31 protein-coding genes are annotated in these 23,693 nt (G+C 63.6%); 29 read left to right on the forward strand and 2 right to left on the reverse strand.

Annotated elements, in window-relative coordinates; all coding sequences use genetic code 11:
* Positions 1 to 108: 108 nt before the first annotated feature.
* A complete protein-coding gene (rpoC, locus tag JN302_RS22825) occupies positions 109 to 4,305 on the forward strand; it encodes a DNA-directed RNA polymerase subunit beta' (protein WP_202305331.1) in 4,197 nt (1,398 codons plus the stop codon).
* Between the two features lie 138 nt (positions 4,306 to 4,443).
* Here rpoC and JN302_RS22830 read toward each other — a convergent pair whose 3' ends face one another.
* Entirely contained in the window at positions 4,444 to 5,286 is an 843-nt protein-coding gene (locus JN302_RS22830) for a LytTR family DNA-binding domain-containing protein (RefSeq protein ID WP_202329272.1), read from the reverse strand.
* A gap of 192 nt (positions 5,287 to 5,478) precedes the next feature.
* Between JN302_RS22830 and JN302_RS22835 the strand changes: the two genes are divergently transcribed.
* Positions 5,479 to 6,723, forward strand: a complete 1,245-nt coding sequence (locus tag JN302_RS22835) for an acyltransferase family protein (RefSeq protein ID WP_210382564.1) — start codon at positions 5,479 to 5,481, stop codon at positions 6,721 to 6,723.
* A 129-nt stretch (positions 6,724 to 6,852) separates the two neighbouring features.
* On the opposite strand, the gene JN302_RS22840 is transcribed toward JN302_RS22835, so the two are convergent.
* Positions 6,853 to 7,134, reverse strand: a complete 282-nt coding sequence (locus JN302_RS22840; RefSeq protein ID WP_202305337.1) for a transcriptional regulator — start codon at positions 7,132 to 7,134, stop codon at positions 6,853 to 6,855.
* Between the two features lie 480 nt (positions 7,135 to 7,614).
* Between JN302_RS22840 and rpsL the strand changes: the two genes are divergently transcribed.
* The 27 genes from rpsL to JN302_RS22975 all read left to right on the forward strand — a co-directional run bounded on the left by rpsL (position 7,615) and on the right by JN302_RS22975 (position 23,586).
* A complete protein-coding gene (gene rpsL, locus JN302_RS22845; RefSeq protein WP_008837709.1) occupies positions 7,615 to 7,986 on the forward strand; it encodes a 30S ribosomal protein S12 in 372 nt (123 codons plus the stop codon).
* 64 nt (positions 7,987 to 8,050) lie between these two features.
* Entirely contained in the window at positions 8,051 to 8,521 is a 471-nt protein-coding gene (gene rpsG, locus JN302_RS22850) for a 30S ribosomal protein S7 (RefSeq protein ID WP_202305346.1), read from the forward strand.
* A 30-nt stretch (positions 8,522 to 8,551) separates the two neighbouring features.
* Positions 8,552 to 10,642, forward strand: a complete 2,091-nt coding sequence (fusA, locus tag JN302_RS22855; protein WP_202305348.1) for an elongation factor G — start codon at positions 8,552 to 8,554, stop codon at positions 10,640 to 10,642.
* 64 nt (positions 10,643 to 10,706) lie between these two features.
* Positions 10,707 to 11,882, forward strand: coding sequence for an elongation factor Tu (gene tuf, locus JN302_RS22860; RefSeq protein ID WP_202305309.1), 1,176 nt, complete (start codon positions 10,707 to 10,709; stop codon positions 11,880 to 11,882).
* Between the two features lie 70 nt (positions 11,883 to 11,952).
* The gene (gene rpsJ / locus JN302_RS22865) at positions 11,953 to 12,261 is read left to right on the forward strand and encodes a 30S ribosomal protein S10 (RefSeq protein ID WP_007066362.1); all 309 of its coding nucleotides are present in this window, start codon (positions 11,953 to 11,955) and stop codon (positions 12,259 to 12,261) included.
* 20 nt (positions 12,262 to 12,281) lie between these two features.
* Positions 12,282 to 12,995 carry a 50S ribosomal protein L3 gene (gene rplC / locus JN302_RS22870; RefSeq protein WP_202329274.1) on the forward strand — a complete coding sequence of 238 codons (714 nt, stop codon included), beginning with the start codon at positions 12,282 to 12,284 and terminating at the stop codon, positions 12,993 to 12,995.
* A complete protein-coding gene (rplD, locus tag JN302_RS22875; RefSeq protein WP_202329275.1) occupies positions 12,995 to 13,615 on the forward strand; it encodes a 50S ribosomal protein L4 in 621 nt (206 codons plus the stop codon). The genes rplC and rplD overlap by 1 nt, the downstream gene beginning before the upstream one ends.
* Complete coding sequence (locus JN302_RS22880) at positions 13,612 to 13,905, forward strand: 50S ribosomal protein L23 (protein WP_202305355.1); 294 nt, start codon at positions 13,612 to 13,614, stop codon at positions 13,903 to 13,905. Before rplD ends, JN302_RS22880 begins: the two co-directional genes overlap by 4 nt.
* 22 nt (positions 13,906 to 13,927) lie before the next feature.
* The gene (gene rplB / locus JN302_RS22885; protein ID WP_202305357.1) at positions 13,928 to 14,761 is read left to right on the forward strand and encodes a 50S ribosomal protein L2; all 834 of its coding nucleotides are present in this window, start codon (positions 13,928 to 13,930) and stop codon (positions 14,759 to 14,761) included.
* Positions 14,762 to 14,777: 16 nt separating this feature from the next.
* Entirely contained in the window at positions 14,778 to 15,056 is a 279-nt protein-coding gene (gene rpsS, locus JN302_RS22890; RefSeq protein WP_202305359.1) for a 30S ribosomal protein S19, read from the forward strand.
* A 2-nt stretch (positions 15,057 to 15,058) separates the two neighbouring features.
* Complete coding sequence (rplV, locus tag JN302_RS22895) at positions 15,059 to 15,448, forward strand: 50S ribosomal protein L22 (protein ID WP_202305369.1); 390 nt, start codon at positions 15,059 to 15,061, stop codon at positions 15,446 to 15,448.
* On the forward strand, positions 15,448 to 16,170 hold the full coding sequence (gene rpsC, locus JN302_RS22900; protein WP_202305371.1) for a 30S ribosomal protein S3: 723 nt from the start codon (positions 15,448 to 15,450) through the stop codon (positions 16,168 to 16,170). Before rplV ends, rpsC begins: the two co-directional genes overlap by 1 nt.
* 28 nt (positions 16,171 to 16,198) lie before the next feature.
* A complete protein-coding gene (gene rplP, locus JN302_RS22905; protein WP_202305383.1) occupies positions 16,199 to 16,612 on the forward strand; it encodes a 50S ribosomal protein L16 in 414 nt (137 codons plus the stop codon).
* A gap of 13 nt (positions 16,613 to 16,625) precedes the next feature.
* On the forward strand, positions 16,626 to 16,826 hold the full coding sequence (gene rpmC, locus JN302_RS22910) for a 50S ribosomal protein L29 (protein ID WP_202305385.1): 201 nt from the start codon (positions 16,626 to 16,628) through the stop codon (positions 16,824 to 16,826).
* A gap of 11 nt (positions 16,827 to 16,837) precedes the next feature.
* On the forward strand, positions 16,838 to 17,080 hold the full coding sequence (gene rpsQ, locus JN302_RS22915; protein ID WP_202305387.1) for a 30S ribosomal protein S17: 243 nt from the start codon (positions 16,838 to 16,840) through the stop codon (positions 17,078 to 17,080).
* Between the two features lie 63 nt (positions 17,081 to 17,143).
* Entirely contained in the window at positions 17,144 to 17,512 is a 369-nt protein-coding gene (rplN, locus tag JN302_RS22920) for a 50S ribosomal protein L14 (RefSeq protein ID WP_006205457.1), read from the forward strand.
* 11 nt (positions 17,513 to 17,523) lie between these two features.
* Positions 17,524 to 17,838 (forward strand): 50S ribosomal protein L24, encoded by a 315-nt coding sequence (gene rplX, locus JN302_RS22925; RefSeq protein ID WP_202305389.1) that lies wholly within the window; start codon positions 17,524 to 17,526, stop codon positions 17,836 to 17,838.
* Positions 17,831 to 18,391 carry a 50S ribosomal protein L5 gene (gene rplE / locus JN302_RS22930; protein ID WP_202305397.1) on the forward strand — a complete coding sequence of 187 codons (561 nt, stop codon included), beginning with the start codon at positions 17,831 to 17,833 and terminating at the stop codon, positions 18,389 to 18,391. Before rplX ends, rplE begins: the two co-directional genes overlap by 8 nt.
* A 27-nt stretch (positions 18,392 to 18,418) precedes the next feature.
* Complete coding sequence (gene rpsN / locus JN302_RS22935) at positions 18,419 to 18,724, forward strand: 30S ribosomal protein S14 (RefSeq protein WP_202305402.1); 306 nt, start codon at positions 18,419 to 18,421, stop codon at positions 18,722 to 18,724.
* 12 nt (positions 18,725 to 18,736) lie between these two features.
* Positions 18,737 to 19,135: a 30S ribosomal protein S8 gene (gene rpsH / locus JN302_RS22940; RefSeq protein WP_202305406.1), complete on the forward strand. Its 399-nt coding sequence runs from the start codon at positions 18,737 to 18,739 to the stop codon at positions 19,133 to 19,135.
* Between the two features lie 37 nt (positions 19,136 to 19,172).
* On the forward strand, positions 19,173 to 19,706 hold the full coding sequence (gene rplF, locus JN302_RS22945) for a 50S ribosomal protein L6 (protein ID WP_202329276.1): 534 nt from the start codon (positions 19,173 to 19,175) through the stop codon (positions 19,704 to 19,706).
* A gap of 93 nt (positions 19,707 to 19,799) precedes the next feature.
* Positions 19,800 to 20,159 carry a 50S ribosomal protein L18 gene (gene rplR / locus JN302_RS22950; protein ID WP_202305409.1) on the forward strand — a complete coding sequence of 120 codons (360 nt, stop codon included), beginning with the start codon at positions 19,800 to 19,802 and terminating at the stop codon, positions 20,157 to 20,159.
* A gap of 79 nt (positions 20,160 to 20,238) precedes the next feature.
* A complete protein-coding gene (rpsE, locus tag JN302_RS22955; protein ID WP_202305415.1) occupies positions 20,239 to 20,805 on the forward strand; it encodes a 30S ribosomal protein S5 in 567 nt (188 codons plus the stop codon).
* 26 nt (positions 20,806 to 20,831) lie between these two features.
* Positions 20,832 to 21,029 (forward strand): 50S ribosomal protein L30, encoded by a 198-nt coding sequence (gene rpmD, locus JN302_RS22960; RefSeq protein WP_202305416.1) that lies wholly within the window; start codon positions 20,832 to 20,834, stop codon positions 21,027 to 21,029.
* A 22-nt stretch (positions 21,030 to 21,051) separates the two neighbouring features.
* Positions 21,052 to 21,528, forward strand: a complete 477-nt coding sequence (gene rplO / locus JN302_RS22965; RefSeq protein WP_202305417.1) for a 50S ribosomal protein L15 — start codon at positions 21,052 to 21,054, stop codon at positions 21,526 to 21,528.
* A 127-nt stretch (positions 21,529 to 21,655) separates the two neighbouring features.
* Positions 21,656 to 22,996 carry a preprotein translocase subunit SecY gene (gene secY / locus JN302_RS22970; RefSeq protein WP_202305418.1) on the forward strand — a complete coding sequence of 447 codons (1,341 nt, stop codon included), beginning with the start codon at positions 21,656 to 21,658 and terminating at the stop codon, positions 22,994 to 22,996.
* Positions 22,993 to 23,586 (forward strand): adenylate kinase, encoded by a 594-nt coding sequence (locus JN302_RS22975; RefSeq protein ID WP_202329277.1) that lies wholly within the window; start codon positions 22,993 to 22,995, stop codon positions 23,584 to 23,586. The genes secY and JN302_RS22975 overlap by 4 nt, the downstream gene beginning before the upstream one ends.
* Positions 23,587 to 23,693: the final 107 nt, after the last annotated feature.

Raw genomic sequence — 23,693 nt, forward strand, 5'->3', positions numbered from 1 at the left:
ATGATCGCGTGACCGGGCCTGCGCGGCGGAATTGCGGGCGGATCACGGAATGGGCGTCACCGCCCGATAGTATCGAAGAGGGATTTCGGTCCCCACAAGGAGAACGGCATGAACCAAGAGGTCATGAATCTCTTCAACCCCCAGGCGCCGGCGCAGGTGTTCGATTCCATCCGGATATCGCTCGCGTCGCCCGACAAGATCCTGTCCTGGTCGTTCGGCGAGATCAAGAAGCCGGAGACGATCAACTATCGCACCTTCAAGCCGGAGCGCGACGGCCTGTTCTGCGCGCGCATCTTCGGTCCGATCAAGGACTACGAGTGCCTGTGCGGCAAATACAAGCGCATGAAGTACAAGGGCGTCATCTGCGAGAAGTGCGGCGTCGAGGTCACGCTGTCGCGCGTCCGGCGCGAGCGCATGGGCCATATCGAGCTCGCCGCTCCGGTCGCCCACATCTGGTTCCTGAAGTCGCTGCCCTCGCGCATCGGCACGCTGCTCGACATGACGCTGAAGGATATCGAGCGGGTCCTTTATTTCGAGAACTACATCGTCACCGAGCCCGGTCTGACGGATCTGAAGCAGCATCAGCTTCTGTCCGAGGAAGAGTACATGATCGCCGTCGACAATTACGGCGAGGATTCCTTCACGGCCATGATCGGCGCCGAAGCGATCCATGACCTGCTGGCAGGCATGGACCTCGAGAAGATCGCCGGCGAGTTGCGCTCGGAGTTGGCCTCGACCACGTCGGAGCTGAAGCAGAAGAAGCTGCTCAAGCGGCTCAAGGTCGTCGAGAACTTCATGGAATCCGGCAACCGTCCGGAGTGGATGATCATGAAGATCGTCCCGGTCATCCCGCCGGATCTGCGCCCGCTCGTGCCGCTCGACGGCGGCCGCTTCGCGACGTCGGACCTGAACGATCTCTATCGCCGCGTCATCAACCGCAACAACCGCCTGAAGCGGCTGATCGAACTGCGCGCTCCGGGGATCATCATCCGCAACGAGAAGCGCATGCTGCAGGAGGCCGTCGACGCGCTGTTCGACAACGGCCGCCGCGGCCGCGTCATCACCGGCGCCAACAAGCGTCCGCTGAAGTCGCTGTCCGACATGCTCAAGGGCAAGCAGGGCCGGTTCCGCCAGAACCTGCTCGGCAAGCGCGTCGACTATTCCGGCCGCTCGGTCATCGTGACCGGTCCGGAGCTCAAGCTGCATCAGTGCGGCCTGCCGAAGAAGATGGCACTCGAGCTGTTCAAGCCCTTCATCTATGCCCGCCTCGACGCGAAGGGCTACTCCTCGACCGTCAAGCAGGCGAAGAAGCTGGTCGAGAAGGAGAAGCCCGAGGTCTGGGACATCCTTGACGAGGTGATCCGCGAGCATCCGGTGCTTCTTAACCGCGCGCCGACGCTGCACCGCCTCGGCATCCAGGCGTTCGAGCCGACGCTGATCGAGGGCAAGGCGATCCAGCTCCACCCGCTGGTCTGCACCGCCTTCAATGCCGACTTCGACGGCGACCAGATGGCGGTGCACGTGCCGCTGTCGCTCGAAGCGCAGCTCGAAGCCCGCGTGCTGATGATGTCGACCAACAACATCCTGCATCCGGCTTCCGGCGCGCCGATCATCGTGCCGTCGCAGGACATGGTTCTGGGCCTCTATTATCTCTCGATCGTCAACCAGAACGAGCCGGGAGAGGGCATGGTGTTTGCCGACATGGGCGAGCTCCAGCACGCCCTGGAGACCAAGGCGGTCACGCTGCACGCCAAGATCAAGGGCCGCTTCCGCACCGTGGACGCGGAGGGCAATGTTGTGTCGAAGATCCACGACACGACGCCCGGCCGCATGATCATCGGCGAACTCCTGCCGAAGAACCACAACGTGCCCTTCGACATCGCCAACCAGGAGATGACCAAGAAGAACATCTCCAAGATGATCGATACGGTCTATCGCCACTGCGGCCAGAAGGAGACGGTGATCTTCTGCGACCGCATCATGGCGCTCGGCTTCAGCCATGCCTGCCGGGCCGGTATCTCGTTCGGCAAGGACGACATGCTGATCCCCGACACCAAGGAGAAGCTGGTGAGCGAGACCGAGGCGCTCGCGAAGGAATACGAGCAGCAGTACAATGACGGCCTGATCACCCAGGGCGAGAAGTACAACAAGGTCGTCGACGCCTGGGCCAAGTGCTCGGAAAAGGTCGCCGACGAGATGATGGGCCGCATCAAGGCGGTCGAGTTCGACGCCAACGGCCGCCAGAAGCCGATGAACTCGATCTACATGATGTCGCATTCCGGCGCGCGTGGCTCGCCGACCCAGATGCGTCAGCTCGCCGGCATGCGCGGCCTTATGGCCAAGCCGTCGGGCGAAATCATCGAGACGCCGATCATCTCGAACTTCAAGGAAGGCCTGACCGTTCTCGAGTACTTCAACTCGACCCACGGCGCCCGCAAGGGCCTCGCCGATACCGCGCTGAAGACGGCCAACTCCGGCTATCTGACGCGTCGTCTCGTCGATGTCGCGCAGGACTGCATCGTCAATGCGACCGACTGCGGCACCGACAAGGGCCTGACCATGCAGCCGATCGTCGACGCCGGCCAGATCGTCGCCTCGCTCGGCCAGCGCATCCTCGGCCGTACGGCGCTCGACGACGTGACGCATCCGGTTTCGGGCGAGGTCATCGTCAAGGGCGGCCGCCTGATCGACGAGCGCGACGTCGACGCCATCGAGAAGGCCGGAATCCAGTCCGTCCGCATCCGCTCGGCGCTGACCTGCGAGGTCAGGACCGGCGTCTGCGCGGTCTGCTACGGCCGCGACCTGGCGCGCGGTACCCCGGTCAATATCGGCGAGGCTGTCGGCGTCATCGCCGCGCAGTCGATCGGCGAGCCGGGCACGCAGCTCACCATGCGTACCTTCCACATGGGCGGCACGGCGCAGGTCGTCGACCAGTCGTTCCTGGAAGCCTCGTATGAGGGCACGGTGCAGATCCGCAACCGCAACGTCGTGCGCAACTCCGACGGCCACCTCGTGGCGATGGGCCGCAACATGGCGGTCCTCATCCTCGACGAGGCCGGCAAGGAGCGTGCGACGCACCGCGTCACCTACGGCTCGCGCGTCTATGTCGACGACGGCGACAAGGTGAAGCGGGGCCAGCGTATCGCCGAGTGGGACCCGTACACCCGTCCGATCCTCACCGAAATCGAGGGCCGGGTCATGTTCGAGGATCTCGTCGACGGCATCTCCGTCCAGGAGACGGCCGACGAGTCGACCGGCATCACCAAGCGCGAGGTCATCGACTGGCGGTCCACGCCGCGCGGCTCGGACCTCAAGCCGGCGATCACGATCCAGGACGCCAAGGGCAAGATCGGCAAGCTGTCCAAGGGTGGCGATGCCCGCTTCCTGCTCTCGGTCGAGGCGATCCTCTCGGTCGAGCCGGGCGCGCATGTCCGTCCCGGCGACGTGCTGGCGCGCATCCCGATGGAAAGCGCGAAGACGAAGGACATCACCGGCGGTCTGCCGCGTGTGGCCGAGCTCTTCGAGGCACGCCGTCCGAAGGATCACGCCATCATCGCCGAGATCGACGGCACGATCCGCTTCGGCCGCGACTACAAGAACAAGCGCCGCATCATCATCGAGCCGCATGACTCGACACTGGAGCCGGTCGAATACCTGATCCCGAAGGGCAAGCCGTTCCATCTCCAGGACGGCGACGCCATCGAGAAGGGCGACTACATCCTCGACGGCAATCCGGCGCCGCACGACATCCTGGCGATCAAGGGCGTGGAGGCTCTGGCTTCCTACCTCGTCAACGAGATCCAGGAGGTCTACCGGCTGCAGGGCGTGTTGATCAACGACAAGCACATCGAGGTGATCGTTCGCCAGATGCTGCAGAAGGTCGAGATCACGGAGCAGGGCGACTCGACCTACATCCCGGGCGACCATGTCGACGTGATCGAGCTCGACGAGATCAACGAGCGCCTGATCGAGGACGGCAAGAAGCCGGCCGCCGGTCAGCCGGTGCTGCTCGGCATCACCAAGGCCTCGCTGCAGACGCCGTCCTTCATCTCGGCCGCCTCCTTCCAGGAGACGACCCGGGTGCTCACCGAAGCGGCGGTGGCCGGCAAGACCGACATGCTGCAGGGCCTGAAGGAGAACGTCATCGTCGGGCGTCTCATCCCGGCCGGCACCGGCGGCACGATGGCCCAGATCCGGCGCATCGCGACCTCGCGCGACGAGCTCATCCTCGACGAGCGCCGCAAGGCCTCGGGTGTGGAGGTCGCCGAACCGATGCTCACCGACATGTCGACCGCCGCGCAGTAGCGCGGCCGACCTGACCAGACCCAAGCCGCCGGGGCGACCCGGCGGCTTTTTTCTTATGCTGGGGCCGAGGCTTGATGCCAGCGGGCACAGGATGCTGAGACATACGAGCCGCGTGGCTGCTGACGCATCCGCGCGACCTCAGTCGGCCGCCAGAATATGCCGGTATCGGCGCGAGCCGCGCAGCTCTGTCCCATCGGCCATACGGATGCGAAAATCGCCGTCGCGTAACGGCGCGACCTCTACCACCTTGTCGCGGTTGACGAGGCAGGAGCGGTGGACCTGCACGGCGTCGATGCCGGTCTCCGACAGTTGCTGGGTGAGGGCGGCGAGGCTGATGCGAGCCAGATGGTTCTTGCCGTTGGCGCGCAGGTCGACGTAGTTGCCGGCCGCCCGTGCCCATTCCAGCGACCGGGCGTCGAGCCAGATGGTGCGGCCGCCGCATTTGAGCGTCAGCCGGCCGGTGGCGCCTGCATCGGCCTTCGCGGCTTCTGCATCCTGCCGATGTTCTTCGATGCTTCGCACCAGGCTGAGCACCAGCAGGATCGCGGCGTAGGGCAGGATGTCCTTGCGATACTCGTAAAGACTGTCGTTCACCACATTGTCGAAGAATGTGTAGTCGTAGCCGAGCAGCACCGCGAAGACGAGCTTGCGAAGCAGGATCATGCCGCCGACATGCAGGATCGAAAAAACGGCGCTTCCCAGGGCGTGAACGAGCAAGGCTTTCGGCCAGGAGTCGGGCGTGAACGGCGTCCGGCGCTCGAGTCTGGCGACCAGCGGAACCAGCAGGACGAGCACGGAAACGCTGGTCAGTTCGAGAATCCATGGCACGCGCGGGTCGAGCGGCACGCCGGTGCGTTCTGCGTCGGTGATCATCGACGCAGCGTTGATCAGTGCGACTACTGGGAAGAAGAAGGCGGATATGACGAGTCCGCGTCGCGCCACGCGTTCGTCGATAAGGGCATCGGACGGATCGGCCGTCATCCGATCACCCGACGAACGGATGACGCGCTGGTCCGCCGCTTGTCACCTGCGTGCCGCCATTCGTCCCTGACGCTACCGTAGCCGCCGGCCTCCGGTCCCGCGGGACCGCCGCTCATCCCATCGCGCTTGGGTGCAGAAACGCGCCGTCTAAGATCGCCGTCATCGGAAACGGCATCTCGAAAGGCGATCATGATGTCCATCGAAGCATTGCGGGTGCGCCATGTGGCTGCGTCCCCGGAGGGACGGAGGCACGATCTCGACTGGCTCCGGGTCCTGGCTTTCGGCATGCTGATCTTCTACCATGTGGGCATGTTCTACGTGACCTGGGATTGGCACGTTAAGAGCCCCAGCGCGTCGAGCTTTTTCGAACCGGCCATGCTGCTCGTCAATCCCTGGCGCCTGGCATTGCTGTTCTTCATCTCCGGCGTGGCAATTCGCTTCGCGACGGACAAGGTGCCGCTCCGGCGGTTCCTGCCGAAGCGCGTCCTGCGGCTCTTCATCCCGATCGTCTTCGGCATGCTTATCGTGGTGATGCCGCAGGCCTATGTCGAGATGCGCTTCAAGGGTGAAACCGAGGTCGGCCTGTGGCGTTTCTTCATCGACTACGCCACATTCCGGCAGGACTTCTCGATCATCACCCCGACCTGGAATCATCTCTGGTATGTCGTCTATATCCTCGTCTATACGCTGCTGCTCGCACCATTCCTGACAGTGCTGCGGCGCCTTTCCGGCCGACCGGCCGGGGCGCTGCTGTCGTGGATCGGGGCGCGGCCGCGACTCTATCCCTTGGTGCTGCCGGCCTTGCCTTTCCTCGTCTATCGGCTGGTACTCGACCCCTATTTCCCCACGACCCATGCCCTGGCCGACGACTGGGCGAACCATGCGCACAATCTGACGATCCTGCTCTACGGCTTTGTGGTGGCAAAGAATCAGGTCTTCTGGCGCCTCGTCGACAAGACCTTCGCGACCGCGGTCGTGCTTGCGGTGTCGCTCGGCATGCTGTCGCTGGCAGTGAGGCTTGGCTGGACAGGCGTTCCGCCTGACGAGATGCTGCAGACGGCCGTTCGAATCGGTCGTATTTTCTACGCTTGGGCTGTCATCGTCGCGTTGCTGGGCCTCTCACAGCGGTGGCTCGATCGGCCGGGCACGGCGCTTCGTTATCTGACGGATGCGGTGTTTCCATACTACATCCTGCATCAGACCATCATCGTCGTCCTTGGCTATTGGCTGATCCCCTACCGTCTTCCCGCTCTTGAGGAGGCGGCAATCATCATCGGCGCGACCCTGTCTGGCTGCGTTCTGGGCTACGAGGTCATTCGCCGCGTGCTGGTGCTTCGGCCGTTGTTCGGATTGCCGTGGCGCCGGAACTCGGATCGCAACGGTGTAGCCATCGAAGGCGGACTTGCGCCTGCGGGACTGCGCAGCCCGTCGTGCTGATGCGTCAACCGTCGCGCGGCTCGGAGTGGTCCCGAGGCTGCTTGTTCCAGGCAGGGCTGCCTCCGCACGGAGCCGGTCCCACCTCGTATTTGACAGAGCGGCCCGGTGGACTGGGCGCCGACGGCCCGCTCAGTTCTTCTCGTCGAAAGTGACGATCGAAACCTCGCCTTCGAGTGCACCCTGATAGGCCGAGAGATGCGGCTCCTCGTCGGGAATGCCGTCCATATCGCCGATCTGGTCCAACTCGGCCTCGGCATAGCCTTCGCGCGACAGAGCGTCGAGCGCCATGCGGACGGCGGAATCGTCGTCAGGCGCGACGAGCATCACATGCACGCCCTCGGGCCTGCTGCCCTTCCGCTTCCAGATTCGGCCCGTGATGATCGTCACGGAGCTTGCTTCGTTGTCGTTCATGTCGGTGATTCCTCCGCAAAGGTCCGCCGTCGAGGAGATTCGTGGCCTCGTCCCAGCCTTTTCGCACGAACGGGCCGGACGAGACAGCTTTGAGCGTGACATAATATGTTTTGCGCCAATGGTGCGGCGCAACAATATTGCGCGTGCCTGCTGCATGGCTGCCGGGCCGCTATTTCGGCCCGATATTTGGGGCTCCGGGGTTGACGGGCCGAGATGTTGCGAGTATGACCCGCCGCGTCTGAGCCGATGTGAGGCTTTCCCTTCCAGGGCGTCGCGCCTAGGAGTTTGCCTCAAACAGGGTTCGTTTTACGAGCGAAAAGACATTTCCGGCGTGCATGAAGCGGCTTCCGCTTCCTCTGCGATTTGTTCGGGCAAGACCGCGAAGGAGCGGTTTCGGCCCGAATTTGCGTATGGAAAGACCGCTTGAAACGGCCCGAAGCGGGCTTGCGACACGAGATTGAGAGACAAGAGGAAGGTTTAATGCCTACCGTAAACCAGCTGATCCGCAAGCCGCGCATTGCGCCGGTGAAGCGCAACAAGGTTCCGGCCATGCAGGCCAACCCGCAGAAGCGGGGCGTTTGCACGCGCGTCTATACCACGACGCCGAAGAAGCCGAATTCCGCGCTCCGCAAGGTGGCGAAGATTCGCCTCACCAACGGTTTCGAAGTGATCGGCTACATTCCTGGCGAGGGTCACAACCTCCAGGAGCACTCCGTCGTCATGATCCGCGGCGGCCGCGTGAAAGACCTTCCGGGTGTGCGCTACCACATCATCCGCGGCGTGCTCGACACCCAGGGTGTGAAGAACCGCAAGCAACGCCGTTCGAAATACGGTGCGAAGCGTCCGAAGTAAGGGTTTCCCGGCTTCGGCGCTTTTTTGTTCTGCGCCAGGCCGTCGATAGCGAGAGACGAGAAATATGTCCCGACGTCACAGTGCAGACAAGCGCGAGATCAACCCGGATCCGAAGTTCGGCGATCTGGTTGTCACCAAGTTCATGAATGCCGTCATGTATGACGGCAAGAAGTCGGTCGCCGAGACGATCGTCTACGGCGCGCTCGACCAGGTCCAGGCCAAGACCAAGCAGGAGCCCGTCGCGGTTTTCCATCAGGCGCTCGACAATGTCGCGCCGCACGTGGAAGTGCGCTCCCGCCGCGTCGGCGGCGCGACCTATCAGGTCCCCGTCGATGTCCGTCCGGAGCGTCGCCAAGCCTTGGCCATACGCTGGCTGATCGCCGCTGCTCGCAATCGCAACGAGTCGACCATGGTCGATCGTCTGTCGGGCGAACTGCTGGATGCGGCCAACAACCGCGGCACGGCCGTCAAGAAACGCGAAGACACCCACAAGATGGCGGAAGCCAACCGCGCTTTCGCGCACTACCGCTGGTAAGCGCGAACGAACGACTGAGAGGCACCTCCCATGGCTCGCGAATACAAGATCGAAGACTACCGCAATTTCGGTATCATGGCGCATATCGACGCCGGCAAGACCACGACCACCGAGCGCATCCTGTATTACACGGGCAAGTCGCATAAGCTCGGCGAGGTGCACGACGGCGCCGCCACCATGGACTGGATGGAGCAGGAGCAGGAGCGCGGCATCACGATCACGTCCGCGGCCACCACGACCTTCTGGAAGGGTCGTGACGGCAAGCAGCGCCGCTTCAACATCATCGACACGCCCGGCCACGTCGACTTCACCATCGAGGTCGAGCGTTCGCTGCGCGTGCTCGACGGCGCCATCGCGCTGCTCGATGCCAATGCCGGCGTCGAGCCGCAGACCGAGACGGTGTGGCGTCAGGCCGACAAGTATCATGTCCCGCGCATGATCTTCTGCAACAAGATGGACAAGATCGGCGCCGACTTCTACCGCTCGGCCGAGATGGTCAAGTCGCGCCTCGGTGCGACCGCCGTCGTCGTCCAACTGCCGATCGGTGCGGAGAGCGAGTTCAAGGGCGTCGTCGATCTGATCGAGATGAAGGCGCTGGTGTGGCGCGACGAGAGCCTGGGCGCGGCCTGGGATGTCGTTGAAATCCCCGCCGACATGCAGGCCAAGGCCGAAGAATATCGCGAAAAGATGATCGAGACCGCGGTCGAGGTCGACGAGGCTGCGCTCGAGGCTTACCTCGAAGGCAACATGCCGTCGAACGATGAGCTGCGCGCGCTGATCCGCAAGGGCACGATCGCCGTCAAGTTCTTCCCGATGTTCTGCGGCTCCGCCTTCAAGAACAAGGGCGTGCAGCCGCTGCTCGACGGCGTCGTCGACTTCCTGCCGTCGCCCGTCGACGTTCCCGCGATCAAGGGCATCGATCCGAAGACGGAGGCCGAGATCGAGCGTCATTCGTCGGATGACGAGCCGCTCTCGATGCTGGCTTTCAAGATCATGAACGACCCGTTCGTCGGTTCTCTGACCTTCTGCCGCATCTATTCGGGCAAGCTCAACAAGGGTGTGTCGCTCGAGAACACGGTGAAGGGCAAGAAGGAGCGCATCGGCCGCATGCTGCAGATGCACTCGAACTCGCGCGCCGACATCGAAGAGGCATATGCCGGCGACATCGTCGCGCTGGCCGGCCTCAAGGAGACCACCACCGGCGACACGCTCTGCGACCCGACGAAGCCGGTCATCCTGGAGCGCATGGAATTCCCCGAGCCGGTCATCCAGATCGCGATCGAGCCGAAGACCAAGGGCGACCAGGAGAAGATGGGCCTCGCGCTCAACCGCCTGGCTGCCGAGGATCCGTCCTTCCGCGTCAAGTCGGACGAGGAGTCGGGCCAGACCATCATCGCCGGCATGGGCGAGCTTCACCTCGACATCATCGTCGACCGCATGAAGCGCGAGTTCAAGGTCGAGGCCAATGTCGGTGCGCCGCAGGTGGCCTATCGCGAGACGATCACCCGCACCCACGAGCAGGACTACACCCACAAGAAGCAGACCGGCGGCACGGGCCAGTTCGCTCGCGTCAAGATCCTGTTCGAGCCGAACTCCGAGGGCGAGGACTTCCTGTTCGAGTCCAAGATCGTCGGCGGCGCGGTTCCGAAGGAATACATCCCCGGCGTCGACAAGGGCCTGCGCAGCGTGCTGTCGTCCGGTCCGTTCGCCGGCTTCCCGATGATCGGCGTCAAGGCGACGCTGCTGGACGGCGCCTTCCACGACGTCGACTCGTCGGTGCTCGCCTTCGAAATCGCCGGCCGCGCCTGTATCCGCGAGGCCGCGCCGAAGCTCGGCGTGCAGTTGCTGGAGCCGATCATGAAGGTGGAGGTCGTGACGCCGGAAGATTACGTCGGCAACGTCATCGGCGACCTGAACAGCCGCCGTGGCCAGATCCAGGGCCAGGAGACCCGCGGCATCGCCGTCGTCGTGAACGCGATGGTGCCGCTGGCCAACATGTTCAAGTACGTCGACAGCCTTCGTTCGATGTCGCAGGGCCGCGCCCAGTACACGATGCAGTTCGACCACTACGAGCCGGTCCCGACTGCTGTCGCGCAGGAAGTCCAGAAGAAATACGCGTAAATCGACGGATTGCGCAGAACCTTAATTCAACGCCCTAACGGGCTGACAGGAATGGAGAACTCACATGGCCAAAGGTAAATTCGAGCGTACGAAGCCTCATGTGAACATTGGAACGATCGGTCACGTCGACCACGGGAAGACGTCGCTGACGGCTGCGATCACGAAGTTCTTCGGCGAGTACAAGCCGTACGACCAGATCGACGCTGCGCCCGAGGAGAAGGCGCGCGGCATCACGATCTCGACGGCGCATGTCGAGTACGAGACGCCGAACCGGCACTACGCGCATGTCGACTGCCCCGGCCACGCCGACTATGTGAAGAACATGATCACGGGTGCGGCGCAGATGGACGGCGCGATCCTGGTCGTTTCGGCCGCCGACGGCCCGATGCCGCAGACGCGCGAGCACATCCTGCTGGCCCGCCAGGTCGGCGTTCCCTCGATCGTGGTGTTCCTGAACAAGGTCGACCAGGTCGACGACGCCGAGCTGCTCGAGCTGGTCGAGCTCGAGGTTCGCGAGCTGTTGTCGAAGAACGAGTTCCCCGGCGACGACATTCCGATCGTGAAGGGCTCCGCGCTTGCCGCGCTGGAGGACTCCAACAAGGAGATCGGCGAGGACGCGATCCGCAAGCTGATGGAAGAGGTCGACCGCTACATCCCGACGCCGAACCGTCCGATCGACCAGCCGTTCCTGATGCCGATCGAGGACGTGTTCTCGATCTCGGGCCGCGGCACGGTGGTGACGGGGCGCGTCGAGCGCGGCATCATCAAGGTCGGCGAGACGGTCGAGATCGTCGGCATCCGTCCGACGACGTCGACGACGGTGACCGGCGTGGAGATGTTCCGCAAGCTGCTCGACCAGGGCCAGGCGGGCGACAACATCGGCGCGCTGCTGCGCGGCGTCGACCGTGAGGGTGTGGAGCGCGGCCAGATCCTGTGCAAGCCGGGTTCGGTGACGCCGCACACGAAGTTCAAGGCCGAGGCCTACATCCTGACGAAGGAAGAGGGCGGCCGTCATACGCCGTTCTTCACCAACTACCGTCCGCAGTTCTATTTCCGCACGACGGATGTGACCGGCATCGTGAAGCTTCCGGAAGGCACCGAGATGGTGATGCCGGGCGACAACATCACGGTCGACGTCGAGCTGATCGTGCCGATCGCCATGGAAGAGAAGCTGCGCTTCGCCATCCGCGAGGGCGGCCGCACCGTCGGCGCCGGTATCGTCGTCAGCATCACGGAATAATCGGAAAAATAAGAACGATCTGACGCGGGCGCGGCAAGGCCCGCGCCGCGGCAGAACAAGGAATAGACGCATGAACGGACAGAATATCCGCATTCGCCTCAAAGCGTTCGACCACCGGGTGCTCGACGCCTCGACGCGCGAAATCGTGTCGACCGCCAAGCGCACGGGCGCCAACGTCCGCGGGCCCATTCCGCTGCCGACGCGGATCGAGAAGTTCACGGTCAACCGTTCGCCGCACATCGACAAGAAGAGCCGCGAACAGTTCGAAATGCGCACGCATAAGCGCCTGCTCGACATCGTTGATCCGACCCCGCAGACCGTCGACGCTCTGATGAAGCTCGACCTCGCTGCCGGCGTCGACGTCGAGATCAAGCTCTAAGGCGCGGGAAGGATGAACCCATGCGTTCAGGTGTAATCGCACAGAAAATCGGGATGACGCGCGTCTACAACGACGCTGGCGAACACATCCCGGTCACCGTTCTCCGCATGGAGAACTGCCAGGTCGTGGCGCAGCGCACGCAGGAGAAGAACGGCTATACGGCCGTGCAGCTCGGCGTCGGCCTCGCCAAGGTGAAGAACACGTCGAAGGCGATGCGCGGCCACTTCGCGACCGCCTCCGTCGAGCCCAAGGCGAAGCTCGCCGAGTTCCGCGTCTCCCCCGACAACCTCCTCGATGTCGGCGCCGAGATCACGGTGGACCACTTCGTGCCAGGCCAGAAGGTCGACGTCACCGGTTCCTCGACCGGCAAGGGTTTTCAGGGCGTCATGAAGCGCCACAATTTCGGCGGCGGTCGCGCCACGCACGGCAACTCGCTGTCGCACCGCGTGCACGGCTCGACCGGCCAGCGCCAGGACCCCGGCAAGGTGTTCAAGGGCAAGAAGATGGCCGGCCACATGGGGAGCACCCGCGTGACCACGCAGAACGTCGAGGTCGTGTCGACCGACACCGATCGCGGTCTGATCCTCATCCGCGGCGCGGTGCCGGGCACGAAGGGCGCATGGATCCTCGTCCGTGACGCGGTCAAGGCAGCGCTTCCGGCGAATGCGCCGAAGCCGGCCGCCATCCGCGCCTCACAGAAGAGCGAAGCTCCGGCCAAGGAAGGGGCGGAATAATGGACGTCAAGATCACCACGCTCGGCGGCAAGGAAGCCGGCCAAGTGAAGCTCTCGGAAGAGATCTTCGGTCTGGAGCCGCGCGAAGACATCCTGCAGCGCGTCGTGCGCTGGCAGCTCGCCAAGAAGCAGCAGGGCACCCACCAGGCGAAGGGCCGCGCGGACATCGCGCGCACCGGCGCCAAGATGTACAAGCAGAAGGGAACGGGCCGCGCCCGTCACTCTTCGGCGCGCGCTCCGCAGTTCCGCGGCGGCGGCAAGGCTCACGGCCCGGTTGCCCGCAGCCACGAGCACGACCTGCCAAAGAAGGTCCGCGCTCTCGGCCTCAAGCACGCGCTTTCGGCCAAGGCAAAGTCGTCGAGCCTCATCATCGTCGATGAACTGACGCTCGCCGAGGCCAAGACCAAAGCGCTGGTCGCCAATTTCGCGACGCTCGGCCTGACCAACGCTCTGGTCATCGGCGGTGCGGAACTCGACCGCAACTTCAAGCTGGCGGCGACCAACATCCCCAACATCGACGTGCTGCCGATCCAGGGCATCAACGTCTACGACATTCTGCGCCGCGGCACGCTGGTCCTCTCGAAGGCCGCCGTCGAGGCACTCGAGGAGCGCTTCAAATGACGGACCTTCGACACTACGACGTGATCGTCAGCCCGGCCATCACTGAGAAGTCGACCATGGCTTCCGAGCATAACCAGGTCGTCTTCAACGTCGCCAAGAAGGCGTCGAAGCCGGAGATCAAGGCTGCTGTCGAGGCGCTGTTCGGCGTCAAGGTGACGGCCGTCAACACGCTCGTCCGCAAGGGCAAGGTGAAGCGCTTCCGTGGCACCGTCGGTCAGCAGAGCGACGTGAAGAAGGCGGTTGTGACACTGGCCGACGGCCAGTCGATCGACGTCGCCACGGGCCTCTGATCTAAGGGGCGAGGATAGAACCATGGCACTCAAGAAATTCAAGCCGGTCACCCCGAGCACCCGCCAGCTGGTCATCGTCGACCGCTCGGGCCTCTACAAGGGCAAGCCGGTCAAGGGCCTGACCGAGGGTCTCACCTCGTCGGGCGGCCGCAACAACTACGGTCGCGTCACCGCCCGTTTCCAGGGCGGCGGTCACAAGCGCGCCTATCGCATCGTGGACTTCAAGCGCCGCAAGCTCGACGTGGTCGCGACGGTTGAACGCCTTGAATACGATCCGAACCGGACCGCCTTCATTGCGTTGATCAAATACGCCGACGGCGAGCTGAGCTACATCCTGGCCCCGCAGCGTCTGGCTGCCGGCGATCAGGTGGTGGCCGGCGAGACCGTCGACGTGAAGCCGGGCAACGCTATGCCGCTCGCTTCCATGCCGGTCGGCACGATCATCCACAACATCGAGCTGAAGCCGGGCAAGGGCGGCCAGATCGCCCGCTCCGCCGGCGCCTATGCCCAGCTCGTCGGTCGTGACCAGGGCATGGCGATCCTGCGACTCAACTCGGGCGAGCAGCGCGTCGTGCACGGCTCGTGCTTTGCCACCGTCGGTGCCGTGTCCAATCCGGACCACGGCAACATCAATGACGGCAAGGCCGGCCGCAGCCGGTGGCGTGGCAAGCGTCCGCACAATCGCGGCGTCACCATGAACCCGGTCGACCATCCGCACGGCGGCGGTGAAGGCCGCACTTCGGGCGGCCGCCACCCGGTCACGCCGTGGGGCAAGCCAACCAAGGGCAAGAAGACGCGGTCCAACAAGGCGACCGACAAGTTCATCCTGCGCTCGCGCCACCAGCGCAAGAGCTAAGAAGAGGTAACGCCAAGTGACTCGTTCAGTTTGGAAAGGCCCCTTTGTCGACGGCTACCTTCTGAAGAAGGCAGACAAGGTTCGGGAAGGCGGCCGCAATGAGGTGATCAAGATGTGGAGCCGCCGCTCCACCATCCTGCCGCAGTTCGTCGGCCTCACCTTCGGTGTCTACAACGGCCAGAAGCACGTTCCCGTCTCGGTGAACGAGGACATGGTCGGTCATAAGTTCGGTGAATTCGCTCCCACCCGCACCTATTTCGGCCACGGGGCGGACAAGAAGGCGAAGAGGAAGTAACGATGGGCAAGGCCAAAGCTCCGCGCAGGCTTGCTGACAACGAGGCACGTGCCGTCCTGCGCACGGTTCGCGTCAGCCCGCAGAAGCTGAACCTGGTTGCCGCGCTGATCCGCGGCAAGAAGGTCGCGACCGCGCTCGCCGATCTGGAATTCTCGCGCAAGCGGATCGCTGGAACGGTCAGGAAGACGCTGGAATCGGCGATCGCCAACGCAGAAAACAACCATGACCTGGATGTCGATGCGTTGGTCGTGGCCGAGGCTTACGTCGGCAAGTCGATCGTCATGAAGCGGTTCCATGCGCGTGGCCGTGGCCGCGCCAGCCGCATCGAGAAGCCGTTCTCGAATCTGACGATCGTCGTCCGCGAAGTCGAAGAGAAAGGGGAGGCCGCCTGATGGGCCAGAAAATCAATCCGATTGGCCTCCGCCTCGGCATCAACCGCACCTGGGATTCGCGCTGGTACGCGAATACCGGCGAATACGGCAAGCTGCTGCACGAAGACATCAAGATCCGCGAGTACCTGAAGAAGGAACTCAAGCAGGCCGCGATCTCCAAGGTCGTGATCGAGCGTCCGCACAAGAAGTGCCGGGTGACGATCCACGCCGCGCGTCCGGGTCTGATCATCGGCAAGAAGGGCGCCGACATCGAGAAGCTGCGCAAGAAGCTGACCGAGATGACGCAGTCCGAGACGCACCTCAACATCGTCGAGGTGCGCAAGCCGGAGATCGACGCGACTCTGATCGCGCAGTCGATCGCCCAGCAGCTCGAGCGCCGCATCGCCTTCCGTCGCGCCATGAAGCGCGCCGTGCAGTCGGCCATGCGTCTCGGCGCCGAGGGCATCCGCATCAACTGCTCGGGCCGTCTCGGGGGCGCCGAAATCGCGCGTATGGAATGGTACCGCGAAGGCCGCGTGCCGCTGCACACGCTGCGCGCTGACGTTGACTACGGCACGGCCGAGGCACAGACCGCCTACGGCATCTGCGGCGTGAAGGTGTGGGTGTTCAAGGGCGAGATCCTCGAGCATGACCCGATGGCTTCGGAGCGCCGCGCGGCCGAGGGCGATCACAGCCACGCCGGTGAGCGCAGCGAACGCAGCCGCCGCCGCGAAAACGCCTGAGCGGCAATAGGAATTCGGAGTTAGCAAGATGCTGCAGCCAAAGCGCACAAAGTTCCGCAAGCAGTTCAAGGGACGCATCCATGGCGCCGCCAAGGGCGGCACCAACCTGGATTTCGGCGGCTTCGGGCTGAAGGCGATGGAACCCAACCGCGTCACCGCGCGCGAGATCGAGGCGGCCCGCCGCGCGATCACCCGCGAGATGAAGCGCCAGGGCCGTGTCTGGATCCGCGTGTTCCCGGACGTGCCCGTCACCTCGAAACCCACCGAAGTCCGCATGGGCAAGGGCAAGGGCGCGGTCGACTACTGGGCCTGCCGGGTGAAGCCGGGCCGGGTCATGTTCGAGATCGACGGCGTTCCGGAAGAGACGGCACGCGAAGCCCTGCGCCTCGGCGCGGCCAAGCTCTCCGTCAAGACGCGCTTCATCCAGCGCATCGCAGAGTAAGGAAGGGCTGATCATGAAGGCTTCTGACATCAGGGCGAAGACCCCAGACGAGCTGAACGACGAACTCGCCAGCCTCAAGAAGGAGCAGTTCAACCTGCGCTTCCAGAAGGCGACCGGCCAGCTCGAGAAGACAGCACGCGTGAAGCAGGTCCGTCGGGACATCGCGCGCATCAAGACCATCGCGGCCGAAAAGTCGGCCGGCAAGAAGGCTTAAGGGACAAGACCATGCCAAAGCGCATTCTGCAGGGCGTCGTCGTCAGCGACAAGAACGAGAAGACGGTCGTCGTCAAGGTCGAACGGCGCTTCACGCATCCCGTGATGAAGAAGACCGTGCGCCAGACGAAGAAGTACAAGGCGCACGACGAGAACAACACCTTCAAGGTCGGCGACGTGGTTTCCATCGAGGAATCCAAGCCGATCTCCAGGGACAAGCGCTGGGTCGTCGTCACCGACGCCTCGTCGCAGTAACGAAATTTCGGATAAGCCGGGGAGGGCGATGGCCACTCCCCATGAAGAAGAAGGCGGCCAGTCATGATTCAGATGCAAACAAACCTCGACGTCGCGGATAATTCCGGCGCGCGTCGTGTCATGTGCATCAAGGTGCTCGGCGGCTCGAAGCGGAAGTACGCCTCAGTCGGCGACATCATCGTCGTGTCGATCAAGGAAGCGATCCCGCGCGGCCGCGTGAAGAAGGGTGACGTGATGAAGGCGGTCGTGGTTCGCACGGCCAAGGACATCCGCCGGCCCGACGGCAGCGTGATCCGTTTCGACAAGAACGCGGCCGTGCTCGTCGACAACAAGAAAGAGCCGATCGGCACCCGCATCTTCGGGCCGGTTCCGCGCGAGCTTCGCGCCAAGAACCACATGAAGATCATCTCGCTCGCGCCCGAAGTGCTGTAAGGAGCCGGAAAATGCAGAAGATTCGCAAAGGCGACAAGGTCGTCGTTCTGGCCGGCAAGGACAAGGGCCGCACCGGCGAGGTGCTGCGCGTCCTCCCCAAGGAGGACAAGGCGGTCGTTCGCGGCGTCAACCAGGTTCACCGCCATCAGAGGCAGACCCAGTCCCAAGAGGGCGGGATCATCACGAAGGAAGCGCCGATCCACCTGTCGAACATCGCGCTGGTGGACCCCAAGGACGGCAAGCCGACCCGCGTCGGCTTCAAGGTCCAGCAGGACGGCACCAAGGTTCGAGTCGCGAAGCGCTCGGGAGAAGTCATCAATGGCTAAGGCAGCAACCTACGAACCGCGCCTGAAGAAGGTCTACAACGAGACCATCCGCAAGGCGCTCCGCGAGCAGTTCAACTACGACAACGAGATGCAGATCCCCCGCATCGACAAGATCGTGCTGAACATGGGCGTCGGCGAGGCGACGGCCGATTCGAAGAAGCCTTCGGTCGCCGCCGAGGATCTCGCGCTGATCGCCGGCCAGAAGGCCGTCGTGACCCGCGCGCGCAACTCGATCGCCGGCTTCAAGGTCCGCGAGAACATGCCGATCGGCGCCAAGGTGACGCTTCGCAAGGAGCGCATGTACGAGTTCCTGGACCGCCTGGTGAATATCGCGCTGCCGCGCGTGCGCGACTTCCGCGGCCTGAACCCAAAGAGCTTCGATGGCCGTGGCAACTACGCCATGGGCATCAAGGAGCACATCGTGTTCCCCGAGATCAACTACGACAAGGTCGACCAGATCTGGGGAATGGACATCATCGTTTGTACGACTGCCAAGACGGACGACGAGGCCCGGGCGCTGCTCAAGGCCTTCAATTTCCCCTTCCGGCAGTAACGGCAGCGAGAAAAGGAAGAATCTGAAATGGCAAAGACCAGCTCAGTCGAGAAGAACAACCGGCGCCGGAAGCTCGTGGACCGCTACGCTGCCAAGCGTAAGGCCCTGAAGGACACCATCATGGACCAGAGCAAGCCGATCGAGGAGCGCTTCCGCGCCCAGTTGAAGCTTGCCGCGCTGCCCCGCAATTCAGCGAAGGTGCGCATCCGCAACCGCTGCGAAGTCACCGGCCGCCCGCGTGCCTTCTATCGCAAGCTCAAGATGTCGCGCGTCGCTCTGCGCGAGCTGGGCAACAACGGCCTGATCCCGGGCCTGGTCAAGTCGAGCTGGTAAGGAGGGCGACACATGTCCATGAATGATCCTCTCGGCGATATGCTGACCCGCATCCGCAACGCCTATGGCCGCCGCAAGACCAAGGTGTCGACGCCGGCGTCGCGGCTGCGCGCCCGCGTGCTTGATGTGATGAAGGCTGAAGGCTATATCCGCGACTACAGCCAGGTCGAGTTCGACAACGGCAAGGCCGAGATCGAAATCGAGCTCAAATACTACGAGGGCCAGCCGGTGATCCGCGAGATCGCCCGCGTGTCCAAGCCCGGCCGCCGCGTCTACGTGTCGGTCAAGTCGATCCCGCAGGTCGCCAACGGTCTCGGCATCTCGATCCTTTCGACCCCGAAGGGCGTGATGACCGATCACGAGGCGCGCGAGCAGAACGTCGGCGGAGAAGTCCTCTGCCAGATCTTCTGATCGGCTGGACATAAGAAGAAAGAACGAGGACAAGACCATGTCTCGTATTGGCAAGAAACCCGTCCCGGTCCCGCAGGGCGTTACCGCGACCGTCGCCGGCCAGACCGTGACGGCCAAGGGCCCTAAGGGCGAGCTGAAGTTCGTCGTCAACGACGAGGTGCTGGTCAAGCTGAACGACAGCGAGATCGCCGTCGAGCCGCGCGACCAGTCGAAGGATGCCCGCTCCAAGTGGGGCATGTCGCGGACGCAGATCGTCAACATCCTCGAAGGCGTGAAGAACGGCTTCGAAAGGAAGCTCGAGATCAACGGCGTCGGCTATCGCGCCGCCATGCAGGGCAAAAATCTGCAGCTGGCTCTTGGCTTCAGCCACGACGTCGTCTACGAGACGCCGCAGGGCATCACCATCGCCGTGCCGAAGCCGACGGAAATCGTCGTCTCCGGCATCGACAAGCAGCAGGTCGGTCAGGTCGCTGCCGAGATCCGCAAGTATCGCGGCCCCGAGCCTTACAAGGGCAAGGGCGTGAAATATGCCGGCGAGAAGATCGTCCGCAAGGAAGGCAAGAAAAAGTAACGCCGCGGTGCATGGTCGCGGGAAGCCCTTGCTCAGTAGAAGAGTGGGCTTACCGCACATGGCCATCCCGGATTATCAGGCAAGGAAAGAACCATGGCTTCGAAGGAATCCACCCAGCGCCGCGCCCAGCGCGTGCGGCGTCAGCTCAAGAAGGTCGCCGGCGATCGCCCGCGGCTCTCGGTCTACCGTTCGTCGAAGAACATCTACGCCCAGATCATCGACGATTCGAAAGGCCACACGCTGGCCGCCGCCTCGACACTCGAGAAGGACGTCAAGGGCTCTCTCAAGACCGGCGCCGACACTGCTGCCGCCGCCGCGATCGGCAAGTTGCTCGCCGAGCGCGCCGCGAAGGCCGGCGTGAAGGACGTCGTCTTCGACCGTGGACCCTACATCTATCACGGCCGCGTCAAGGCGCTGGCCGATGCAGCTCGCGAGGGCGGCCTGAACTTCTGATTTTCGCCGCGGGCGGTCCGGCAGGGGACGCCCGCATTTTCAAGCAACCGTGCTTCCGGAAAAGAACAAGGACTAGGATATGGCACAGGATCGTAGGGACGGCGGCCGCGAGCGCAGCCGTGACCGTGAAGAGCGCGACAGCGAGTTCGTCGACAAGCTCGTACACATCAATCGCGTCGCCAAGGTGGTGAAGGGCGGCCGTCGCTTCGGCTTTGCCGCGCTCGTCGTCGTCGGCGACCAGAAGGGCCGGGTCGGTTTCGGCCACGGCAAGGCACGCGAGGTGCCGGAGGCCATCCGCAAGGCGACCGAGTCGGCCAAGCGCGACCTGATCTTCGTGCCCCTGCGCTCGGGCCGCACGCTGCATCACGACGTCGAAGGGCGCTGGGGCGCCGGCAAGGTGCTGCTGCGCGCAGCCAAACCCGGTACGGGCATCATCGCCGGCGGCCCGATGCGCGCCGTCTTCGAGACGCTCGGCATGCACGACGTCGTCGCCAAGTCGATGGGCTCGTCGAACCCCTACAACATGGTTCGCGCCACGTTCGACGCGCTGAAAAGCCAGCTGCATCCGAAAGACGTCGCTGCCCAGCGCGGCATCAAGTATTCGACGCTCCAGGCCCGCCGCGGTGCCGCGGTCGCCGAGGAATAGTCCGCGGCTGATCAAGGAATACGACCATGGCTAAGAACAAGAGCAAGACGATCACCGTCGAACAGATCGGCAGTCCGATTCGTCGCCCGAAGGAACAGCGCGCGACGCTGGTCGGCCTCGGCCTCAACAAGCTGCATCGCAAGAGCACGCTGGAAGATACGCCCTCCGTGCGCGGCATGATCGCTTCCGTGCAGCATCTCGTCCGCGTCGTGGACGAGGCCTGAACCGTAGCGCAGGAGAACGACAATGAAACTCAACGAACTGCGTGACAAGGACGGCGCAACCAAGTCGAGGAAGCGACTTGGGCGCGGCATCGGCTCGGGCTCGGGCAAGACCGCAGGCCGCGGCGTCAAGGGTCAGAAGGCGCGTTCCGGCGTAGCCATCAACGGCTTCGAGGGCGGCCAGATGCCGCTCTATCGCCGCCTGCCCAAGCGCGGCTTCAAGAACCTCTTCGCGAAGGACTTCAACACCGTGTCGCTCGCCCGCATCCAGGCGGCGGTCGACGCGAAGAAGCTCGATGCCAACGAGACCGTGACGGCCGAGGTCCTCGTCAAGGCCGGCGTCATCCGCCGCGTCAAGGACGGCGTGCGGATCCTCTCCGACGGAGAACTCAAGGCGAAACTCTCCTTCGACGTGGCCGGCGCTTCGAAAGCAGCCCTCGAGAAGATCGAGAAGGCCGGCGGATCGGTGAAGCTGCCGGAACCGGCGGCCGCCGCCGAATAAACGGCTTCGAACGAGCGGCGGTAGAGATACCGCCGCTTGCATGTTTGCCGTCCGGAGCCTATCTCGGGCTTCGGTGACACGCGTTGCGACCCGGGGACGGCGCGCGTGACCTAGCGGAGAATTTCTGATGGCATCGGCTGCTGAGCAACTCGCCTCCAACCTGAATTTCGCAGCCTTCGCCAAGGCTGAAGACCTCAAGAAACGCATCTGGTTCACGCTCGGCGCGCTTCTGGTCTATCGGCTGGGCACCTACATTCCGATGCCGGGGATCAATCCCGATGCCTTCGCCCAGGCCTTCCAGCAGCAGAGCGGCGGCGTTTTGGGGATGTTCAACATGTTCGCCGGCGGCGCCGTCGAGCGCATGGCGATCTTCGCACTGGGCATCATGCCCTACATCTCGGCCTCCATCATCATGCAGCTCATGACGTCGGTCATCCCGACGCTCGAAGCGCTGAAGAAGGAAGGCGAGCAGGGCCGCAAGATCATCAACCAGTACACGCGCTACGGCACGGTGCTGCTGGCCATAGTCCAAGCCTATGGCATTTCGGTCGGCCTCGAAAGCGGCAGCGGCATCGTCACGGATCCGGGCTGGTTCTTCCGCCTCTCCGCAGTCATCACGCTGGTCGGCGGAACCATGTTCCTGATGTGGCTCGGCGAGCAGATCACCGCGCGCGGCATCGGCAACGGCATTTCGCTGATCATCTTCTCGGGCATCGTTGCCGGCCTGCCTTCCGCGATCAGCCATACGCTCGAACTCGGCCGCACCGGCGCCCTGTCGACGGGCATCATCCTGGCCATCATCGTTCTGGCGGTGGCGATCATCGCGGTCATCGTGTTCTTCGAGCGTGCGCAGCGCCGGCTGCTGATCCAGTATCCCAAGCGTCAGGTCGGCAACCGGATGTTCCAGGGCGATACGTCGCACCTGCCGCTGAAGCTCAACACGTCGGGCGTCATTCCGCCGATCTTCGCGTCGTCGCTGCTGCTCCTGCCGGCAACGCTTGCAGGCTTCTCGAACACCACCACCCTGCCGGGATGGGCCAACACCGTGCTGGCCGCGCTGGGCCACGGCCAGCCGCTCTATATGGCGCTCTATGCCGCCATGATCGTCTTCTTCGCCTTCTTCTACACGGCGATCGTGTTCAACCCCAAGGACACGGCCGACCAGTTGAAGAAGCATTCGGGCTTCATTCCGGGCTATCGCCCAGGCGAGCGTACGGCCGAGTATATCGACTATGTGCTCACCAGGATCACCGTCATTGGTGCAATTTACCTCGTCGTCATCTGCATGATACCGGAGTTCCTGATTTCGGCGACCGGCGTGCCCTTCTACCTGGGCGGAACGTCGCTTCTCATCGTGGTGAGCGTCACGCTCGACACGGTGGCGCAAATCCAAGGCCACCTGATTGCCCACCAGTATGAAGGGCTGATCAAGAAGTCGAAGCTCCGGGGGGGCAAGAGAGGAAGATGAGGCTTATACTGCTTGGACCGCCGGGAGCCGGCAAGGGAACGCAAGCGCAGAGACTGGTCGAAAGATACGGTATTCCGCAGCTCTCCACGGGAGACATGCTGCGGGCTGCGGTGGCCGCCGGAACCGAGGTGGGCAAGCGCGCCAAGGCGGTAATGGATGCCGGCCAGCTGGTGTCGGACGAAATCGTCAACCAGATCGTGTCGGATCGTGTCGATGCGCGGGACGCGGCCAGAGGTTTCATTCTCGACGGCTTTCCAAGAACGGTTCCGCAAGCCGAAGCGCTCCGCGACATTCTGGCCGGCAAGGGGCAGAAGCTCGACGCCGTGATCGAACTGAAGGTCGACGAATCGGCTCTGCTGGAGCGCATGAAGAAGCGCGTGGCGGACACGGTCGCAGCCGGCGGCAAGGTTCGAGCCGACGACAATCCGGAATCCTTCAAGCTGCGGCTCGACGAGTATCGCGCGAAGACCGCGCCGCTCTCGGCATATTATGCAGGGACCGGCGAACTGAAGACCGTCGACGGCATGGCCGACATCGACGCAGTGACTGCCCAAATCGCCGGCATCCTGTCAATGGCCGCGGCAAAATAGTAGGGAATGGTCGGTTGACTAAAGCCCAACTCTGGACTATAGCGGCCCGTCCTCCGATCAGGTACAACGTCTCCGGCTCATTGGGGCAGGCGACGTTTTTTTGACAG

It is taken from the genome of Mesorhizobium sp. L-8-3 (genome assembly GCF_016756615.1).
Lineage (GTDB): Bacteria > Pseudomonadota > Alphaproteobacteria > Rhizobiales > Rhizobiaceae.

What these genes read in the sequence shown, in the direction of transcription:
- rplO (WP_202305417.1), top strand. Translation starts at nt 21,052, where the DNA reads ATGAAACTCAACGAACTGCGTGACAAGGACGGCGCAACCAAGTCGAGG.
- rpsL (WP_008837709.1), top strand. Translation starts at nt 7,615, where the DNA reads ATGCCTACCGTAAACCAGCTGATCCGCAAGCCGCGCATTGCGCCGGTG.
- rpsH (WP_202305406.1), top strand. Translation starts at nt 18,737, where the DNA reads ATGTCCATGAATGATCCTCTCGGCGATATGCTGACCCGCATCCGCAAC.
- fusA (WP_202305348.1), top strand. Translation starts at nt 8,552, where the DNA reads ATGGCTCGCGAATACAAGATCGAAGACTACCGCAATTTCGGTATCATG.
- rplN (WP_006205457.1), top strand. Translation starts at nt 17,144, where the DNA reads ATGATTCAGATGCAAACAAACCTCGACGTCGCGGATAATTCCGGCGCG.
- rpsQ (WP_202305387.1), top strand. Translation starts at nt 16,838, where the DNA reads ATGCCAAAGCGCATTCTGCAGGGCGTCGTCGTCAGCGACAAGAACGAG.
- rplX (WP_202305389.1), top strand. Translation starts at nt 17,524, where the DNA reads ATGCAGAAGATTCGCAAAGGCGACAAGGTCGTCGTTCTGGCCGGCAAG.
- rpmC (WP_202305385.1), top strand. Translation starts at nt 16,626, where the DNA reads ATGAAGGCTTCTGACATCAGGGCGAAGACCCCAGACGAGCTGAACGAC.
- JN302_RS22840 (WP_202305337.1), bottom strand. Translation starts at nt 7,134, where the DNA reads ATGAACGACAACGAAGCAAGCTCCGTGACGATCATCACGGGCCGAATC.
- rpsE (WP_202305415.1), top strand. Translation starts at nt 20,239, where the DNA reads ATGGCACAGGATCGTAGGGACGGCGGCCGCGAGCGCAGCCGTGACCGT.
- rpsG (WP_202305346.1), top strand. Translation starts at nt 8,051, where the DNA reads ATGTCCCGACGTCACAGTGCAGACAAGCGCGAGATCAACCCGGATCCG.
- secY (WP_202305418.1), top strand. Translation starts at nt 21,656, where the DNA reads ATGGCATCGGCTGCTGAGCAACTCGCCTCCAACCTGAATTTCGCAGCC.
- rplD (WP_202329275.1), top strand. Translation starts at nt 12,995, where the DNA reads ATGGACGTCAAGATCACCACGCTCGGCGGCAAGGAAGCCGGCCAAGTG.
- rplB (WP_202305357.1), top strand. Translation starts at nt 13,928, where the DNA reads ATGGCACTCAAGAAATTCAAGCCGGTCACCCCGAGCACCCGCCAGCTG.
- rpsN (WP_202305402.1), top strand. Translation starts at nt 18,419, where the DNA reads ATGGCAAAGACCAGCTCAGTCGAGAAGAACAACCGGCGCCGGAAGCTC.
- rpmD (WP_202305416.1), top strand. Translation starts at nt 20,832, where the DNA reads ATGGCTAAGAACAAGAGCAAGACGATCACCGTCGAACAGATCGGCAGT.
- rplP (WP_202305383.1), top strand. Translation starts at nt 16,199, where the DNA reads ATGCTGCAGCCAAAGCGCACAAAGTTCCGCAAGCAGTTCAAGGGACGC.
- rplC (WP_202329274.1), top strand. Translation starts at nt 12,282, where the DNA reads ATGCGTTCAGGTGTAATCGCACAGAAAATCGGGATGACGCGCGTCTAC.
- rpoC (WP_202305331.1), top strand. Translation starts at nt 109, where the DNA reads ATGAACCAAGAGGTCATGAATCTCTTCAACCCCCAGGCGCCGGCGCAG.
- rplE (WP_202305397.1), top strand. Translation starts at nt 17,831, where the DNA reads ATGGCTAAGGCAGCAACCTACGAACCGCGCCTGAAGAAGGTCTACAAC.
- JN302_RS22880 (WP_202305355.1), top strand. Translation starts at nt 13,612, where the DNA reads ATGACGGACCTTCGACACTACGACGTGATCGTCAGCCCGGCCATCACT.
- rplV (WP_202305369.1), top strand. Translation starts at nt 15,059, where the DNA reads ATGGGCAAGGCCAAAGCTCCGCGCAGGCTTGCTGACAACGAGGCACGT.
- rpsC (WP_202305371.1), top strand. Translation starts at nt 15,448, where the DNA reads ATGGGCCAGAAAATCAATCCGATTGGCCTCCGCCTCGGCATCAACCGC.
- JN302_RS22975 (WP_202329277.1), top strand. Translation starts at nt 22,993, where the DNA reads ATGAGGCTTATACTGCTTGGACCGCCGGGAGCCGGCAAGGGAACGCAA.
- rpsJ (WP_007066362.1), top strand. Translation starts at nt 11,953, where the DNA reads ATGAACGGACAGAATATCCGCATTCGCCTCAAAGCGTTCGACCACCGG.
- JN302_RS22835 (WP_210382564.1), top strand. Translation starts at nt 5,479, where the DNA reads ATGTCCATCGAAGCATTGCGGGTGCGCCATGTGGCTGCGTCCCCGGAG.
- JN302_RS22830 (WP_202329272.1), bottom strand. Translation starts at nt 5,286, where the DNA reads ATGACGGCCGATCCGTCCGATGCCCTTATCGACGAACGCGTGGCGCGA.
- rplR (WP_202305409.1), top strand. Translation starts at nt 19,800, where the DNA reads ATGGCTTCGAAGGAATCCACCCAGCGCCGCGCCCAGCGCGTGCGGCGT.
- rplF (WP_202329276.1), top strand. Translation starts at nt 19,173, where the DNA reads ATGTCTCGTATTGGCAAGAAACCCGTCCCGGTCCCGCAGGGCGTTACC.
- tuf (WP_202305309.1), top strand. Translation starts at nt 10,707, where the DNA reads ATGGCCAAAGGTAAATTCGAGCGTACGAAGCCTCATGTGAACATTGGA.